Below are 14,892 nucleotides of genomic sequence, written 5' to 3' on the forward strand. Positions count from 1 at the left end.
ACGGTGCGTGGTTCATGTCGTTATCCGGATTGAGGAGAGAGAATGGAAGACAGGCTGTTTTCGGTCGAGGGACAGATCGTGCTGGCCTCGGGCGCGAGCCGCGGCATCGGGCGCGCGCTGGCGGAGGGATTCGCAGCGCGCGGCGCGCAAGTGGTGATCGCCGGCCGCGAGCGCGAAACGCTGGAAAAGACAGCCAGGGAAATCTCTGTCGGCGCGAGCCCGGTCAAGGCGGTGGTCTGCGACGTGTCCAGACCCCAGGACGTGCAGCGGCTGGTGGACGAGACAGTCAGGGCCTTCGGCCGCATCGATACCCTGCTCAACGTCGCCGGCGTGAACAAACGCATGAAGATCGAGAACTACACGACCGAGGACTACGACTGGATCGTCGGCATCAATCAGCGCGGTGCCTTCGTGCTCGCGCAGGCGGTCGGGCGCCAAATGATCGGCCGCAGGCAGGGGTGCATCATCAACATCGACTCGCTCAACACTTACGCGCCGCTCACGGGGGTGGGCCCCTATGCGATGAGCAAGGCGGCGGTCCTGACGATGACCCGCGCGATGGCCACCGAATGGGGCAGGCACGGCGTGCGCGTCAATTCGATCGCGCCCGGCTTCTTTCCCACCGCGCTCTCGGAGAAGTTATGGGCGCAGGATCACATGCGCAAATGGGCCGAGGAAGTAACGCCGATGGGCAAGCTGGGCGACGTGAAGGACTTGGTCGGCACCGCGATCTTCCTGGCTTCGCCGGCCGCGGCGTTCATCACCGGACAGACCATCCGCGTCGACGGAGGCATCACGGCCGGCATCAACTGGCCGATCGAGCTGTAGGATCGGGAGAGCAGCGCACGCGGCCGCCCATGCCGTCGCGCACCTTCGCGCTGCTGCTCTTTCTGCTCGCTGGCGCACCCCTGCATGCACTCGAGCTGTCCCTGCTCCCCGGGACGCAAGAGGCCGCAGCCGGAGGATCTTTCTCCATCGTGCTGGTTGCCACCAACGACTCGACCGAGACGATCCACTATGCCCCACCCGCGCATCTGAACCTGAAGGTTCTGGTCGCGGACGGCGAGCGGATCGTCACGCTCGCCCGGGAGGACACAAGCCAGCCGAGCGTTGCCATCCCGGGCGGTGGCTACGTGCGCATCCGCTACGCGGGCAGCGCGCCGCAAGCGCTGGCCGGAGACCTGGTGCTGCGCCCCATCGATCTTCCAGCCAATGCCGTGGCAGTCCACGTCGTGCCAGGCGAGGGCCCAGCCGGAGACTTCTCCCGTCTGACCAGTGCGCTGTCGCCCTACGAACCGATCTATTTCTCGATCGGCACGAGGGCCAATACCAATGCGCGCTTTCAGGTGAGCCTGAAGTTTCGCGTCTTCAATCGCAATACCCGCATCGCACTGCTCGAAAAGCTCTATCTCGCCTATTCCCAGTCTTCGCTCTGGGACCTCGAATCTTCCTCCAAGCCGTTCCGCGACTCCAGCTACCGGCCCGGCGTTTTCTTCCTCGACGAGAACGTGTCGCAATGGCCATTCGCCGGCTCGCGCCTGGGCCTGCAGGCTGGACTGGAGCATGAATCGAACGGCAAGGACGGCACGGCTTCGCGCAGCATCAACATCGTGTTCGTGCGCCCGGCCCTCACCTTCCCGCTCGCCCGGGAGTATCAGCTCACACTGGCCCCGAAGATCTATCACTATCTGGACAAGGAAGAGAATCCGGAAATCGACCGCTATCGAGGCAACGTGGATTTTCTCGTGCGCCTCGGGCGCGAGGACGGCTGGCTGTTCGACGCAACGCTGCGCCGCGGATTCGCGTCGGACTCCGGCAGCGTGCAGGTGGACGCCTCCTACCCGCTGCGGGTGGCGACTTTCGGCAACCTGGGAGGCTATCTGCACCTGCAGTATTTCAACGGCTACGGCGAGAGCCTGATCGATTACGACCGCAAGCTGCGCTCGCAGTTTCGCGTCGGGCTGATGGTGACCCGCGGGCTGCGCTGGTAGCGCGCAGCGCGGCGTCTTGCATGCACTTGGCATCCGATGCACCATTCGCCAGAACAGGTCGAGGAGACAAAGAGCGATGGACGGCAAGTGACCGCAAGGTTGCAACCTGCGCTGACGCTTCGAGTGCGACTGCTGTTTCTGATCGCGCTGAGCGTCGCGCCCGCAGTCGGCCTGATCCTGCATAACGCCTGGGAACGCCGCAGCGATGTGCTCTCCTCGGTGCACGGCAATGCGCTGCAGCTCGCGCGGCTGGCCGCCAAGGAGCACGAGAAGATCATCGAGTCCGGGCGGACCGTGCTCGAAACCCTGGCGCAGATTCCCGCAGTAAACCGGTTGCGTTCCCGATCGGACTGCGAGGGGTTGCTCTCGAGAGTGCTCGACGGTCATCGGTCCTATTCGAACCTCGGGGTGATCCGCGCCGACGGCCGCGTGTTCTGCAGCGCGCTGAGGGTGCCAGAAGGGGTCAACCTCGCGGATCGGTCGTACTTCCGGCGCGCGATGGAAACGCGCAGCTTTTCGGTGGGCGACTATCAGATCGGCCGCATCACGGGCCAACCGGGCCTCAACCTCGCCTATCCGCTACTCGACGAACGCCGCCGAAGCCAAGGCGTCATCTTCGTCAGCATCAACCTTTCGTGGCTTGGTGAACTGGCCCGGGCCGTGCAACTGCCTCCCGACGTCGTCCTGACGGCGGTGGACAGCGAAGGCACGATCCTGGCGCGTGTGCCCCCCGCGCCTCAAGTCATCGGCAACAAGGTGCCCGAACTCGCGCGGCTGCACGAGGTCATCAGGGACTCCGCCCGCCGGCCCTTCGAGGCGCCGGACCCGGACGGCGTGACGCGGCTGTGGACCTATGCACCGATCCACACCGGCACGACTACCTCGCTCTACATCCGGATCGGCACCGACCGCGACGCCGCGCTCGCGCCGGTCCGGCGCGAGTTCTCCGCGGCGCTGCTGGTGCTGCTGTTCGTCGCAACCATGACCGTGGTCCTGGCCGTGTGGGGCGCGCGCGTGTTCGTGATAAGACCGTTGCAGGCGATCAGCGAGGCCGCACGCGCCCTGGGGGAAGGCAAGGTCGGGACGCGCACCGGCCTGGCCCACGGCAATGACGAGTTCGGACGACTGGCCCGCGTGTTCGACGATATGGCGGGCGGCATCGAATCGCGCGAGGCGCGGCTCACACAACTGACCGAGAGTCTGCGCCGCAGCGTGCGCGCGTTGCGCACCGTCAGCAAGGGCAACCGCAGCCTCCTGCAGGCACAAGAGGAGCACGAGCTGTGCGTGTCGATGTGCCGGGTTGCCGTCGAGGTGGGCGGCTATCGAATGGCCTGGGTCGGCTACGCGGAGCACGACGAGCGCAAGTCGATCCGGCCGGTCGCCTGGTACGGCGTGGACGACGGATTCCTCGCCGGCTTGCGGGCGAGCTGGGCCGACAGCGAGCAAGGTATGGGCATTGCGGGCACCGCGATCCGTACCGGGCAGCCCTCGTACACCAGGGATATCCGCAGCGACGCCCGCGTTGCGCCATGGCGCGAGGAAGCCCTCAAGCGCGGTTTCTTGTCCGGGATCGCCTTCCCGCTGGTGGTCGAGGGCAGCGTGATCGGCGCCTATTCGATTTACGCGGCCGAAGCCGATGCCTTCGACGAGGAAGAGGTCGAGATCCTGCGCGAGAACGCGCTCGATCTCGCGTTCGGCATCGCGATGTTGCGGTTGCGCGACCGGCAGCGCCAGGCCAACGAAAGGATCCGCCACCTCGCCTTCCACGACGCGCTGACCGAGCTTCCCAACCGCACACAACTGGTCCAGAACCTGGAAGCGCAGATCGAAATGGCGCGCAAGGACGGCTGCTCGTTCGCCCTGGCCGCCTTCGACGTGGACCGCTTTTCCGACGTCAACGAAGCGCTCGGCTATGACCAGGGCGACCAGTTGCTGCGGGAGATCGGGCGGCGGCTGAAGGAAGCGTCTGCGCGGGAGGCTACGGTGTGCCGCCTCGGCGAAGACGAGTTCGGCGTACTGTTGCCCAGGATGGACGCCGCTTCGGCGACCGAAGCCGTCGAACGATTGCTCCGGGCGCTGGACGCGCCCTTCGAGCTGGCGGGGCTGCAACTCGACATCCGCACCAGCGCGGGCATCGCGGTATTCCCGACCCATGGCGCCACGGCCGATCTGCTGATCAGCCGGGCCACGACCGCCTGCGGCCTGGCCAAGCGCACCGGAAACCCGTACGAGGTCGGGCCGACCGAGCCGCCCGAAGCCACGGCGCGGCGCCTGGCGCTGGCCAGCGATCTGCGGCGCGCGATCGAAAGAGGGCATCTGACCCTTTTCGTGCAACCCAAGATCGCGATCGCCGAGCGGCGCCTGTGCGGCGCGGAAGTACTGGCGCGCTGGACGCATGAACAATACGGGCCGATCGGACCCGGCGAGTTCGTGGTGCTCGCGGAACGCACCGGGCTCATCCGTCCGCTCACCTACTGGGTGCTGGAGACCGCGGCCAGACAGATGACGGCCTGGCGCGAAAGCGGGCTCGACTGCCCGCTGGCGGTGAACATCTCCGCGCGCAATCTGCGTGACCCCCAACTGGTGCGGCACGCCGAACAGACCTGCAGGGCCTTGGAACTCGAACCCGGCGCGATCGAGCTGGAGATCACCGAGAGCGCCCTGATGGACGATCCGGCGCGGGCGCTGAAGCTGCTGCAGGCGCTGCGCGACATCGGTTTCCGGCTCGCGATCGACGACTTCGGCACCGGTTATTCCTCGCTCGGCTATCTGGAGAAGTTTCCGGTCAACGTCATCAAGATCGACCGGGCTTTCGTGGCCAACATGCTGAGCAACGAGAGTTCCGCGCTGATCGTCCGCTCCACCATCGATCTGGCCCACAACCTGGGGCTCAGCGTAACCGCCGAAGGCGTGGAGAGTGCCGAGGTCCTCGACCGGCTGGGCGATCTGGGCTGCGATTCGGCGCAGGGATATTTCATCGCCCGGCCCTTCCCCGCGGAGGAGATGCCGCATTGGCGGCGCACCTCGACCTGGGCGGCGTAGGGCGTGCCTCGGACCGGCCGCTATACTTGCCGGACAAGACCGATCGGGAGGGGACGATGCAAGAGAACCGCAGACGCTTTTTGCGCACGGCCGGGCTGACCGGGACGGTCGCGGCCGCTGCCCCCGGCGCCGCGTTCGGCGTGCCGGCGTGCGCTGCACGCGCCCGGCAGGCCGAACCGGATCTGCCGACCCGGAAAGCCCTGGGCACGATACGTCGCGGCGCCCAATGGCACCTCGCCTGCAGCACCTCGCAAGGCGTGCTCGACGTCGTCGAGGCGGGCAACGCGCTCGGCGTGGCCGTGCCTTCCACGCTGGACGAACTGTTCGCATACGGCGGGGGCCGCGCCGTGGACGAGGTGGTCGCGCACGCGATCCTGGACAACCGCCTGCGCCGCCACTTCTTCGCGGAGGACAAGGTGCAGTTCGGGCCCGCGCTCACCCAGCCGGAAAAGATCGTCATGATCGGGCTCAACTACCGCAGGCACGCCGCCGAGGTCGGACAGGCGGTGCCCAAGACCCCGATCCTGTTCAGCAAGTACAACAACGCGCTCATGGGACATCGCGGCATCCTCAGGCTGCCCAGCGCGGTGGCCAGGGAATTCGACCACGAAGTGGAACTGGTGATCGTGATTGGCAGGCGCGCCAGGGACGTGCCCGAGGCGCAGGCCTTGTCTCATGTCGCCGGCTACTGCACCGGCAACGATTTCTCGGCCCGCGATCTGCAGCGCGTCACCTCGCAGTTCATGCTCGGCAAGACCTGCGACGACTTCGCCCCGCTCGGCCCTTGGATGGTGACGGCCGATCTCGTGCCCGATCCGAACGCGCTGGACCTGTGGTGCGACGTGAATGGAGAGCGCAGGCAGTCTTCGAACACGGCGGACATGGTGTTCAACTGTGCACAGCTGGTGAGCTACATCTCGCGCCACATGACCCTGCAACCCGGCGACATCGTCTATACCGGCACGCCGGAAGGCGTCATCGCCGGCAAGCCCGAGGGCAGCCGCGTGTGGCTGAAGTCGGGGGATGTGGTGACCTGCGCAGTGCGGGGCCTGGGTGAATTGACCGTCACGCTGGCGTGACGGCCCGCGCGCCTCAGAGCAGGAATCCGGCGGCGAGCGTCGCCACGGCCGCGGCCAGCGCGAAGGCGGGCCGCGCGGCGGCGCGGTGACGGGCGAGCCATCGCGTATAGCCCGCCAGCCGCGGCGTGCGCCTCGGCGCGCGCATCGCGCTCCTTCGGGCGTTCACAGCGGACCCGGTTCGATGACCAGCAGCAGGTCGTCGCGCTCGATGCGGTTGCGGGCGCTCTCCCAGAACCCGATCGGTTGTCCGTCGCGGTAGAGCCGCACCACCAGCCCGCGCTCCAGTTCGCGCATCGATTTTCCTACCTCATCGGGGTGCGGCTTGCGCTCCACCAGCGCGACGCGGCCCCCGGACGTGAGCAGGTCGAATACATAGTCGGTCACGAAACTGTGCGACACCGCATCGGCGAGCAGATAACCGCCGGCCTGCGACGGCATGACCGTGGCGTTGGCGCCCGCCCGGCGGATCAGCTTCACGTTCTCGTCCTCCCACACCACGCTGATCACCCTGGTCGTGCTCGTCAGACTGCGGATCGTGAGGACCGTGAGCACCGTCGAGTCGTCGCGCCCGAGGCTGACGATCACGGCCCGGGCCCTCTCGACGCCGGCATCGCGCAGGACGCGCTCGTGGGTCGGATCCCCGTGCAGCCCGATATAACCCTGATCCGCGGCCTCGCGCAGACATTGCTCGGAAATGTCGATCACCACGATCCGGTCGGGCGCCGTGCCCTTGGCGACGATCTCCTTTGCCGCGACCCGTCCGGTTTCACCGAAACCGCAGATGATGATGTGGCCGTTCAGGCGGTCTCGCAGTCTGGACATGCGGAATTCCTCCACGACTCTCTGGATCACCAACTGGTAGGCGGTGCCCAGGAAGATGAGCCAGATGAAGATGCGCACCGGGGTGATGAACAACGCGTCGATCACCCGCGAGTGGCTCGCCACGGGAACGATGTCGCCGTACCCGACAGTGGTGATGGTGATCACGGCGAAGTACACGATGTCGGCGAAAGAGAGGTGACCGTCGAGATGGTCCTTCAGGCCGTCGCGGTCCAACCAGAGCACCGCGATCACCACGCCGAAGAGGACGAGGACCAGGAGCAGGCGTGACGCAAGCGTCCACTCGGCCTTGACGTAGAGCAGCTGCCCGCGCCGCGCGCGGCGCGGGGACGTCGATGCAGGAGTCTGCGGCATGCGTTGCTGTCTGGTCTGGCCTGCGCGCATCATAGAAGAGCATGAACGTACAGAGAAGCCTCAAGCCGGCGTGCGCAGCGGTGGCGCGGACGCTTTGCGCCCTTGCGGCCGTCGCCGCGCTCGCCACGTTGAGTCTGGGCGCGGCCGATCACCGCGCTCCGGCGACGACTTCCGGCGGCCTCGGCGCATCGGAGCCGGATGCCTTTGTGCGCCCGCTCTCCGATCTGACCGAGGCGCAGCGCGCGCTGTTCGAGCTGGGCAGGGCCGAGTTCGGCCAGCGCTGGGTCGTGCCGTTTCACATCGGCGGTGAGTGGGGACGCGGGCCGTTTTCCAACGCAGAAGCCTGCACCGATTGCCATGCCGGCACCGGGCGCGGGCGCGCGCCGGAGCGGGCTGGCATGCCGATGCAATCCTGGCTGGTGCGGCTTTCGATCCCAGGCACGGACCCTCACGGCGGTCCGCTTCCGCACCCGGTCTACGGCCTCCAGTTGCAAGCGATCGGTGTGCTCGGCAAGGTGCCGGAGGAAGGCCATGCACACGTGGACTACGACGAGCGGGCCGTGAGGCTCTCCGAAGGTGAAACGGTCTGGCTCCGGAAACCACGGCTGCAAGTGGGCGGCCTGCGCTATGGTCCGCTCGAGCAAGCGACGCTTACGTCGGCGCGCGTGGCGCCGCCGGTGTTCGGCCTCGGACTGCTCGAGTCCGTTCCCGAGGCCGTGGTCCTGGAACTCGCCGCCGGGCAACGCGAGGCGGGATTCGAGGGCCGGCCAAATTACGTGCGCGATCTCGAACAAGACCGCAGCGTGCTCGGCCGCTTTGGGCACAAGGCGAACCAGCCTTCGGCTGCCCAGCAGGCGGCCACCGCGCTGATCGAGGACATCGGCGTGACCTCCCGTTTCTTTCCGGTCGAGAACTGCACGCAAGCGCAGCGGCCGATGTGCGCGGCCGTCCCGTCGGTCGGCTCGCCGGAAATCCCGGACGCGCGATTCGACGCGCTGGTGTTTTACCTGCGCGCGCTGGCACCGCCGCCGCGACGTGATCGCGACGATCCCGTCGTGCTGCGCGGGGAGCGCCTGTTCGAGCAGGCGCGGTGCGCCGTGTGTCACGTCCCGGCGCTGAAGACCGGCACGTACCCGCCGCTGCCGCAGATCGCCGGGCGGGTGATCCATCCCTACACCGACCTGCTGCTGCACGACATGGGAGAAGGACTCGCCGACGGAAGACCCGACTACCGCGCCGGGCCGCGCGACTGGCGCACGCCCCCGTTGTGGGGAATCGGGCTGGCCGGCAAGATCAACGGCAATGCGACCTATCTCCACGACGGGCGTGCCCGCAGTCTTTCAGAAGCCATCCTCTGGCACGGCGGCGAGGCACGGGTTTCCCGCGACGCCTTCGTCGCCATGCAGCGACAGGAACGCGAAGCGCTGCTCGCGTTCCTGCGCTCTCTCTAGCAAAATGGCCTTCACGGAGGGCACGCGGGAGATGTCCCATCCCTCTGGCGAATGATCGAAGGTGCGCTCCGGGAGCGGTCGCGATATGGTTCGTCAACCAACGGTGGTTCGGTTTGCTTCTTTTCTTTCCGCCCTGCGTGCGCTCCGCGGCAAAGGGCCTCGCGGCTTTCTCGGTGCGGCGGCGCTCGCGGTGAGCGCCAGTGCAGCCGCCGAGGTGTCCTGCCCCGACGTACTCAACGTCGAGCAGCGCGCCGTGCCGCCGTCGGGCGAATGGCAGGTCAGCTATGCGGACCGCCCGGCACGCCTCATCGGCGTGACCCTGTACGATGGGTTGCCGCCGGACCGCGTAGTGCCTCCGACTTCGCGCACGAGCACTGGCGGCACGCTGATGGTGAAGTGGCGGCTGCGCGAGAACCGCCGCAGCTATTACCTGCTCTGCAGTTATGAACAGACCAACGCACGACTGTACACGGCACTGCCGCCGGGAGTGCTGCTGTGCGAGGCGGCGTTCGACCTGCGCGTGAACGCGGTCGGCGGTCATCCGGCGCGGCGAATGTACTGCAAATAGCTCTACCTCGGTCCGCCCGAACTCGCTCGGCCTCGCCCGGCGCTCGATATCCCATGACCTTGCGCATTGACATCCTCTCCGACGTGGTGTGTCCCTGGTGCTTCATCGGAAAGCGCCATCTGGAGCGGGCGCTCGCGATGTACCGCGAACGTCACTACGAGGCGCCTGCACCGGTGGTCCGCTGGCATCCGTTTCAATTGAACCCCGATCTTCCGGCCTCGGGAACGCCACGCGCGCAGTACGTCGCACGCAAGTTTGGCGGGCCGCAGCGCGCTGCGGAAATCTACGCGCGGGTGGCGGCGGCCGGTGCGCGAGCCGGCATTGCGTTCGCCTTCGATCGCATTGAAGTACAGCCCAATACACTGGACGCGCACCGCTTGATGCACCGTGCCGGCGAACTGGGCATCCAGGACGCGATGGCGGAGTCGCTGTTCGCCGGCTACTTTCTGGAGGGCAGAGATTTCACCGACCCGGAGACGCTGGCCGATCTGGCGCAGCGCGCGGGCATGGCTCGCGGAGACGCACGGCGTTATCTCGTCTCGAACGAGGATCGCGCGCTGGTCGTGCGCCAGGACGCACACGCGCGCGACAGTGGCATCGAGGGCGTGCCCTTCTTCATCTTTGGCGAACGCCTGGCGGTATCGGGCGCCCAGCCGCCCGAGGTGCTGCTCGAAGCGATGGAGCGCGCCGCGCCCGGGTGTCGGGCTGCTGCAACGCAATAAACCATCTGCCACCGGGAGGAGGCAGACGGTTGAATCCGCCGCTACGCGGGCGTAGCATCTTGCCCGACAAGAACAAAAGCACGACCGGGAACAAACGTCTCACAATTCCGTGGAAGGAGGTTCGCCATGTGCTTTGAGTTCGAGGCCCTCTACTGGGCAAAGATCGCGGAAGAAGAGCTCAAGAAGAAGGAAGAGGAGCAGAAACGGAAGGAGCAGGCTGCAGCGAAAGGCGATCAGCGCAAGCCGCAACCGATGGATGAGCCGGTTCCGGTCTGAGCCGGCGCAAGCCCGATGACCTCGAGCCCCGCACGCGCGGGGCTCTTTCGTTTTTGCGCGCGCCAAAGCACGGCCCGCGGGCAGCCTTTCTCCCTCACACCCGTCCGCGGATCTTCGCCAGCCACCACTGCAAGCCCACGAAGAGGAAACGCCAGTCGCGGAGAAATTCCGGCGGCTTCCCCTCGACCCAGTGCACGACGAACTGCAATGCCCAGCCCAAGGCGAAAAGCACGGCAGCGGGCAGCCACAGCTTCTTCACCGGAATAGCCGCGGCGAACAGCACGATCGAGAGCACGATCAGGGGGATGCCGATCGTATGGCAGAGCCGGTTGATCGGATGGCGATGGCTGCGCGCATAGCGTTCGATCCGCGGATCGACGGATTTCATGCTCGCCTGCCCGGGGTTAGGGCCTCGTGCACGACCGGAGCCATCCGCCGCTACGCCACGGTCGGTCGCCAGCGGCCTTCGACCGGCACGGCTTCGTGCGCGCCGGGCCACGGCGGCATTGTCGCCCCGACGATATGCAGGGCCCCGCGCCCGAGCGAACGGAACTGGAAGCGGGTCCCGCGAGGAATGCTGACGCAGACTCCTGGCTCCAGCGCCACGACCTCTTCGCGTCCTTCCCGCCATCGCCACAATTCGCCGCGCCCGGACAGGACCAGCCAGAGTTCCTCGACTGTTCGATGCGCGACCGCCTTCGAGGTCCGCCCGGGCGCGAGCGCGAAATGCGCCATGCTCCCGGCCGCGAGCCTCAGCAAGGGGCGCACTTCCGATCCATCCGGCGCCACCTCGCTGTGCGTCGCCGCGACCCGCGTAGTGCCAAAGTCGCTCACGGTACCTCCTTCGCCGGGTGCGCCATTCGCCAACGATCCCGGGATTATAGGATCGACGGCGCCGGGCCCGCATGCGGGCCGCTGCGGCGGACCGGCGGCTCATCGGGTAGACTGCTGCGCGTCGATGCAGTCCGGGCTTCCCGGTCGGCGCCCGACGACAATCCTCGACAGCGAGGAGCCGAGTATGTCTGTGTCTCTCGCGCACACTTGCAGCGGATCGGACGCGCCTGGCGGTCGCGGCAACGGCCAGTGACTCCGGTGCGCGGCGTCGAAAACCACCCCCCGGCGCAGGCTTCGTCCACGGCCCGGTCCGCGCCGGTACGCAGGGTCGCGTTGGGTCCCGCCGAGGCGATCTTCGAGTATCGCCAGGACGGTTCGATCCTCGCGCGCTCGCCTCATGCGCTGCCGCCGTATCCGGCCAAACTCACCGAGCGGCTCGTCCACTGGGCGCGCAAGACGCCGGAACGCGTGTTCATCGCGCAGCGCGGCCCCGACGCCCAATGGCGCTGCCTGACCTACGCGCAGACGCTGGATCAGGTGCGCGCGATCGCGCAGGCACTGGCCGAGCGCGATCTCTCCGCTCAGCGCCCGATCGCCATCCTGTCGGAAAACGGCATCGAGCATGCCCTGCTGGCCCTCGCCGCGATGCACATCGGCGTGCCCTATGCACCGATTTCCCCGGCGTACTCGCTGGTCTCGGCCGATCACGCCAGGCTGCGCTACATCCTGGACCAGCTCACGCCCGGCCTGGTGTTCGCCGCGGACGGTGCGCAATACGCAAAGGCGATTGCGGCGGCGCTCCCCCGCGATGCGGAGCTCATCGTCTGCGAGCGGCCGGTTCCCGGCCATGCCGCTACGCTGTTCGGCGATCTGACGGCGCGCACGCCCACACAGGCGGTCGACCGGCTGCATGCCGCAGCAGGCCCCGATGCGATCGCCAAGATTCTGTTCACGTCGGGCTCGACCGGCCAGCCCAAGGGCGTCATCAATACGCAGCGCATGCTGTGCAGCAACCAGGTAATGCTCGCCACCGCGCTGCCGTTGCTGTGCGAGACGCCGCCGGTGATCGTCGACTGGCTGCCCTGGAACCACACGTTCGGAGGCAATCACAATTTCGGCCTGGTGCTCTACAACGGCGGCACGCTCTACATCGACGATGGCAAACCGCTGCCCGGGCTGTTCGACCGCTCGGTGCGAAATCTGCGCGAGATCGCGCCCACCGTCTACTTCAACGTGCCGCGCGGCTACGAGGAGCTGGCCGCGTGGTTGAAGCGCGATGCAGCCCTGCGCAGGACGTTCTTCAGCCGGGTGGCCATGCTGTTCTACGCCGGCGCGGGCCTTCCGCAACCGGTGTGGGATGCCTTCGACGAACTGGCGGTCGCCACCTGCGGCGAGCGCATCCTGTGGATCACCGGGCTGGGCGCCACCGAGACCGCGCCGCTCGCCACGCTCGCGAACTGGGACAGCGGGCGCGCGGGCGTGATCGGCCTGCCGGTGGTCGGACAGGAGATGAAGCTCGTGCCGGCCGGCGACAAGCTGGAAGCGCGCTTTCGCGGACCGAACGTCACGCCGGGCTATTGGCGGCAGCCGGAACTGACCCGCGCGGCCTTCGATGAAGAGGGCTACTACCGAATGGGTGACGCGGTGCGCTTGCTCGATCGCGAGCGTCCGGAGAAAGGTCTTGTCTTCGACGGCCGCCTCGCCGAAGACTTCAAGCTCTCGAGCGGAACCTGGGCGAGCGTCGGGCCGCTGCGGGCGCGCTTCATCGCCGCCGCCGCGCCGCTGGCACAGGATGTGGTGATCACGGGTCACGACCGCGCTTTCATCGGCGCTCTGGTGCTGCCCCGCCTCGACCAGTGCCGCACGCTGTGCGCGCGGCTCCCGCAGGACGCGCCGCCCGGCGCAGTGCTGTCGCACCCGGCGGTGCGCGCCCGGTTTCAGGACCTGCTCGACCAACTGGCGCGCGAAGCCACCGGCAGCGCCACACGCATCGAGCGCGCGCTGCTGCTCGACGAGCCACCCTCGATCGATGCCGGCGAGATCACCGACAAGGGCTCGATCAACCAGCGCGCGGTGCTGGAACGCCGCGCCGCGCTGGTGGAAGAACTGTACGCCGAACCGCCTTCGAATCGCGTGTTGTGCGCGCGACCCGGGAGATCCCCAAGATGAGCGCGTTGGCGCGTACGGCGAGCGCGCTCTTCGTCGTGCAGATGGCGGTTGCCGCGGCACAGGCACAGGCGCAGACCTTTCCGGAAAAGCCTATCCGCCTCATCGTTCCCTTTCCGCCGGGCGGAGTGACCGATCCCGTGGCCCGCGTGGTCGGAGAAAAAGTCGCGCAGGCTCTCGGCCAGCCGGTCATCGTCGACAACCGGCCGGGTGGCGCCGGCATCATCGGCGCGCAGCTCGCCAGGCAAGCGGCGCCCGACGGCTACACGCTGTTCATGGGACACTCGGGTACGCACGCGGTCAATCCGCACCTCTACGCGAGCCTGCCCTATGACCCGCTCAAGGACTTCCAGCCGATCACGCTGATGATGTCCACCTCGCACGTGCTGGTCGTTCCCGAAGCGAGCGCGGCGAAGTCGGTCGCCGACCTGGCACGGCTCGCGCGATCGAGCACACAGCCGTTGACCTTCGCTTCACAGGGTGTAGGCACGGGTGGCCATCTGCTGGGAGAAATGCTCGCCGCGCGCGTCGGCGCGACGCTGCAGCACGTGCCTTACAGAGGATCGGGGCCGGCACTGCTCGATCTGCTCGCCGGCCGAGTGGACCTGTTCTTCGATGCCGTGATCACTAGCGCGCCGCATGTCAGGGCCGGCAGACTGCGGGCGCTCGCCACAGCCTCGCCGCAGCGCGCACGCGTGCTGCCCGAAGTGCCGACGATGGCGGAGGCCGGATATTCCGGCGTCGAGCTGGACTTCTGGTTCGCGTTGTTCGCGCCGGCCGGCACGCCGCCGCAGGTCGTGAGCCGTCTGCACGAAGCGTTCGTCGAGGCGCTCACCCGTCCCGAGGTCGCCGCGAAATTCGGCGAACAGGGTCTCGACATCCTCACCAGCTCGCCCGAGGAACTGCGCAACCTGGTCCAGAGCGACTCGGCGAGGTTCGGCCGCGTCGTGCGTGGAGCCAACGTCAAGATCCAGTAGGCGGAGCGATGAAAGGCGCCAGCGCCTGTGCCAATGGGGTTGGCACGTCGATCGAGCGGCCGGTCTTGCGGTCGACCGCCACCATGACGAGGTAACCGTCCGCGAGCGGGCCGTCCGGCTTCTGCATCGAGAAATCGAGCCGGATCGAGCTGCGGCCGATACGCCCCACCCAGATCTCGACAGCGAGCAGCTCGTCCAGCCGCGCCGGCTGGCGATAGTCCAGATGCAGCTGCACGCGCGGCAGCCAGATGTCCAGCCGGTCCCACACCGTCGCATAGGGAAAGCCCACGGCGCGAAACAGCTCGGTTTCCGCCAGTTCGACAAACCGCGGATATGTGCTCCAGCGGATGATCCCGCTGGCATCGACATCGCTCCAGCGCACGTATTCGCACACCCGGTATCGCTGATTGGCCGGGCTCGGGCTTTGCTCACTGCTCATGCGCTGCGATCGTGCGCATTGGAGCGTCTGAGTTCCAGCACGGTGTCTGCCTCGTTGCCTTCGAGTTCTTCATGGAAGCACTGGGACATCGCGCGACACGCGGCTGCGCCCGCCAGCTACGCGCTGCATCGGCGGGGAGGGTCTTTCGCGGCT

General features: G+C 67.4%; 15 protein-coding genes. 10 read left to right on the forward strand and 5 right to left on the reverse strand.

All coding sequences use genetic code 11. From position 1 onward, the window contains the following. The first annotated feature begins 42 nt into the window (after nt 1-42). The 4 genes from VNM24_14950 to VNM24_14965 all read left to right on the forward strand — a co-directional run bounded on the left by VNM24_14950 (nt 43) and on the right by VNM24_14965 (nt 6,112). On the forward strand, nt 43-828 hold the full coding sequence (locus VNM24_14950) for a glucose 1-dehydrogenase (GenBank protein ID HWQ39878.1): 786 nt from the start codon (nt 43-45) through the stop codon (nt 826-828). A 29-nt stretch (nt 829-857) separates the two neighbouring features. Continuing rightward, nucleotides 858-1,991, forward strand: a complete 1,134-nt coding sequence (locus VNM24_14955; GenBank protein HWQ39879.1) for a phospholipase A — start codon at nt 858-860, stop codon at nt 1,989-1,991. 123 nt (nt 1,992-2,114) lie between these two features. Next, nucleotides 2,115-5,033, forward strand: coding sequence for an EAL domain-containing protein (locus tag VNM24_14960; protein HWQ39880.1), 2,919 nt, complete (start codon nt 2,115-2,117; stop codon nt 5,031-5,033). Nucleotides 5,034-5,089: 56 nt separating this feature from the next. Beyond that, a complete protein-coding gene (locus VNM24_14965) occupies nt 5,090-6,112 on the forward strand; it encodes a fumarylacetoacetate hydrolase family protein (protein ID HWQ39881.1) in 1,023 nt (340 codons plus the stop codon). A 13-nt stretch (nt 6,113-6,125) separates the two neighbouring features. On the opposite strand, the gene VNM24_14970 is transcribed toward VNM24_14965, so the two are convergent. Both VNM24_14970 and VNM24_14975 read right to left on the reverse strand, forming a co-directional pair. After that, nucleotides 6,126-6,257, reverse strand: coding sequence for a hypothetical protein (locus VNM24_14970; GenBank protein HWQ39882.1), 132 nt, complete (start codon nt 6,255-6,257; stop codon nt 6,126-6,128). A 17-nt stretch (nt 6,258-6,274) separates the two neighbouring features. Continuing rightward, a complete protein-coding gene (locus VNM24_14975; protein HWQ39883.1) occupies nt 6,275-7,306 on the reverse strand; it encodes a potassium channel family protein in 1,032 nt (343 codons plus the stop codon). Nucleotides 7,307-7,347: 41 nt separating this feature from the next. Between VNM24_14975 and VNM24_14980 the strand changes: the two genes are divergently transcribed. The 4 genes from VNM24_14980 (at nt 7,348) to VNM24_14995 (ending at nt 10,323) form a co-directional block, all read left to right on the forward strand. Further along, nucleotides 7,348-8,757 carry a di-heme oxidoredictase family protein gene (locus VNM24_14980; protein HWQ39884.1) on the forward strand — a complete coding sequence of 470 codons (1,410 nt, stop codon included), beginning with the start codon at nt 7,348-7,350 and terminating at the stop codon, nt 8,755-8,757. A 190-nt stretch (nt 8,758-8,947) separates the two neighbouring features. After that, a complete protein-coding gene (locus VNM24_14985; protein ID HWQ39885.1) occupies nt 8,948-9,325 on the forward strand; it encodes an STY0301 family protein in 378 nt (125 codons plus the stop codon). Between the two features lie 53 nt (nt 9,326-9,378). Further along, nucleotides 9,379-10,047 (forward strand): DsbA family oxidoreductase, encoded by a 669-nt coding sequence (locus tag VNM24_14990; GenBank protein ID HWQ39886.1) that lies wholly within the window; start codon nt 9,379-9,381, stop codon nt 10,045-10,047. A gap of 126 nt (nt 10,048-10,173) precedes the next feature. After that, nucleotides 10,174-10,323 carry a hypothetical protein gene (locus VNM24_14995; GenBank protein HWQ39887.1) on the forward strand — a complete coding sequence of 50 codons (150 nt, stop codon included), beginning with the start codon at nt 10,174-10,176 and terminating at the stop codon, nt 10,321-10,323. 94 nt (nt 10,324-10,417) lie between these two features. Here VNM24_14995 and VNM24_15000 read toward each other — a convergent pair whose 3' ends face one another. Both VNM24_15000 and VNM24_15005 read right to left on the reverse strand, forming a co-directional pair. After that, the gene (locus tag VNM24_15000; protein ID HWQ39888.1) at nt 10,418-10,711 is read right to left on the reverse strand and encodes an Mpo1-like protein; all 294 of its coding nucleotides are present in this window, start codon (nt 10,709-10,711) and stop codon (nt 10,418-10,420) included. A 50-nt stretch (nt 10,712-10,761) separates the two neighbouring features. Beyond that, nucleotides 10,762-11,157 (reverse strand): cupin domain-containing protein, encoded by a 396-nt coding sequence (locus VNM24_15005; protein HWQ39889.1) that lies wholly within the window; start codon nt 11,155-11,157, stop codon nt 10,762-10,764. Nucleotides 11,158-11,415: 258 nt separating this feature from the next. Here VNM24_15005 and VNM24_15010 point away from each other — a divergent pair, with 258 nt between their 5' ends. Next, entirely contained in the window at nt 11,416-13,326 is a 1,911-nt protein-coding gene (locus VNM24_15010; GenBank protein HWQ39890.1) for a feruloyl-CoA synthase, read from the forward strand. After that, nucleotides 13,323-14,300, forward strand: coding sequence for a tripartite tricarboxylate transporter substrate binding protein (locus tag VNM24_15015; GenBank protein HWQ39891.1), 978 nt, complete (start codon nt 13,323-13,325; stop codon nt 14,298-14,300). Before VNM24_15010 ends, VNM24_15015 begins: the two co-directional genes overlap by 4 nt. On the opposite strand, the gene VNM24_15020 is transcribed toward VNM24_15015, so the two are convergent. Then, nucleotides 14,287-14,739: a thioesterase family protein gene (locus VNM24_15020; GenBank protein ID HWQ39892.1), complete on the reverse strand. Its 453-nt coding sequence runs from the start codon at nt 14,737-14,739 to the stop codon at nt 14,287-14,289. The two genes, VNM24_15015 and VNM24_15020, sit on opposite strands and share 14 nt — an antisense overlap. Nucleotides 14,740-14,892: the final 153 nt, after the last annotated feature.

It is taken from the genome of Burkholderiales bacterium, assembly GCA_035560005.1.
GTDB lineage: Bacteria > Pseudomonadota > Gammaproteobacteria > Burkholderiales > Eutrophovitaceae > DASRFY01.